Source organism: Flavobacterium sp. (genome assembly GCF_049240005.1).
GTDB lineage: Bacteria > Bacteroidota > Bacteroidia > Flavobacteriales > Flavobacteriaceae > Flavobacterium.
Genome location: NZ_JBMLTK010000040.1, coordinates 27,134 through 29,608 on the forward strand (window position 1 = coordinate 27,134; position 2,475 = coordinate 29,608).

The window sequence follows — 2,475 nt, forward strand, 5'->3', positions numbered from 1 at the left end:
AGTAAGCAGATTATAGAGATTTTGGCTGCTGATTGAGAACTATTCTGTCGTAACAAGCTAAAATTAACCCAAGGATAATCGACTTAGTATCGGCTTTGAAATAGAATCCGAGGAAAACCCAATACGACAAGAATAAAAACAGAACCGTGCCTATTAATAATCGGTTGTACATTTTATAAGACTCACCTATAACTTGCGCTTTTCGAAGTACCAATATCGAAGAAATAAGCAATATAACTCCCAACAGTCCCGATTTTAAAAAGGTGGTCATGTAGCCATTGTGTACTATGGAAATGTACTTCATTTTCGTTCCATCGAGTTCTACTTCTTGTTTTAAATCAACTCTTGATCCAAGACCTTTTCCAAAAAGTAATGTGGGAGTTCCGGAATTGCCCATTTGTTTCACGGTTAGGATGTTTTCAACCGATCGATAATTGTCGTTGAAATCTTTCCAATCTGAAGCGTCGACACGTGTTTTGAAAGCTTCTTCTGGAATTACTTTTATCTTGTAAAGAAAAGCATCGGCTCCCTTTCCGTTTCGGATCGGATTGTACGCAAGCAATGCAAAATAGCCTCCTACAACTAAAACGATTCCGGTTGCCACAACAACAATAAGGCGCTTATTAAGCGTGAAAAAACCTTTCAACGCCAAAAACAAAATTCCCGCTTGAATAAAATTGATTCGCGACAAATAAAAAAAGGTTGAAGCAAGCAACAATACCAACATTACTCCTTTTTGCTGCCTGGTAAATTCTATTTGAAATTTGTTGGAAAACCAAAGTAAAACCAAGGCGTAAATTTCGAAGTCGCTAAAATAACCTGCGTAAAAGCGCAGCAAATGTATATCGCGAAAGCCAACAAACAGAATAGTTCCGACAACTAAAACAAGGTGGATAATAGCGAGATAAAAACCTGAAACTATCAGTGTTTTAATAGGATTGACTAGATGAGTTCGCGCTAGTTGATACCCAACTAACAATCCGAGAATAGGTTTAACGATATAGGTAAAATCGCGAATAAAGTCGTAACCCTTAAAATCGTGGAAAAATGCTGATATCGTGGCAATTACTAAGATAGAAGAGAAAAAGAACAACTGATAAAGCAAATGCTTGTTGTACGACTTTCGTAGACTAAGCGCAGTTGCTAAAGTCCAAATCGCAAAAGTAAGCTCGTAATTATTCAAGTACGGAACTGCAACACACAGTAAGAATAAAGCGGCGTATAGCGTGTTTTTATTTACTTTCAATCGAAAAGAATTTATGTTGGCTATAGCTAATGTACAGAATTGCGAATAAGATTTCGGCGATTAAAACAATTGCCGCAATACCTTCCAAACCAAAAGCTGATGCGGTAAAGATAATTCCTAAAACTGTTGCTACTGAAATGATGTAAATTATTTTCGTGTACGTTTTTAATAAATCGCATACAATCATTAATTGCTCTCCTGCGATTGTAATGGGCATGATCGCGATTGCAGCTAAGGTAATTAAATACAAATCGCCGCTGCTTAGTATCTGGCTGGGAGAAAGTTTGAAGAAGTTCAAAATCTCCGTTTTCAGACAAAGTGCTAATAGGCAAGCTAGCAGTGTTCCAACAAATGCTAAGAGCGAATATTGTTTCCAGAAAACAAGACTCTTGGATTTTTCAAAAGAAAATTTATGCGATAATTTGGGAAGAAAGAACTTAAAATAAACTTGATTCATACTTCGCGCCAGTGAAATAAGCTGGTCGAAAATTTTATAGATTCCGGCAGTGTGCCAACCTAAAAAATAGCCTGAAAGAACTTGCGGCGCAATTTGCCGCAAGCAAAGCAATAGTTGGGAAAGCGTAAAGCTAAAATCCTCACGTAGGGTTTGAAAAATTCGAGAAAAACTGCTGGGAACAAAACTTATTTTTAAGCGTTTAAAGATGAAATAATAGCCCGCTGTAAAGGCTATAAAATTTGCTAAAGCCCAAAAAGGGTTGACCAGAAGATAATCTCCAACCGAAGTAACGAGACTTAAAACCAATACGAGATAGATAATTTTTGAGCCAATATTTACAGCAGCCGTGGTTCGATACCACTGTAAGCCCTGTAATACAGATAGTGGTGAAAAAGCTTGTGCCGCTACTATTAGAAACGAAAGGGCAAACAGATCTGTATTTTCTAGTTGGGTGCTAAAAAGCCAAATTGTACTGTAGAAAATAACTGTAAGAAACAACAGCAGTACAAATTTGGTTGAAATCATGTGATTAATGATTTCCGATATTGTTGCTTTGTCTTTCGCAGCAGCAATATCTCGTATAGATTTCATATCGAAAGCGTAATCAATAAAAAGAATGAGAAACATAGCTATCGAAAAAGCAACAGCATTTTTCCCAAGACCAACAGCTCCGCAGGTGTGTAGAATATAAGGTGTAATGATGAGCGGTGTGATAAGGTTAATGCCCTGGCCGCTGATGTAGGTTAAAAAATCGATTTGCTTTTTGTACATA

Annotated in this window: 2 protein-coding genes; both read right to left on the reverse strand. The window is 37.1% G+C overall.

Annotation, left to right across the window (positions count from 1 at the left end):
• Positions 1-10: 10 nt before the first annotated feature.
• Positions 11-1,246, reverse strand: a complete 1,236-nt coding sequence (locus tag ACOVQQ_RS04275) for a hypothetical protein (RefSeq protein WP_421817097.1) — start codon at positions 1,244-1,246, stop codon at positions 11-13.
• Positions 1,233-2,475 (reverse strand): oligosaccharide flippase family protein (locus tag ACOVQQ_RS04280; protein WP_421817098.1); only part of this gene is annotated, 1,243 nt, incomplete at its 5' end. The genes ACOVQQ_RS04280 and ACOVQQ_RS04275, both read right to left, overlap by 14 nt.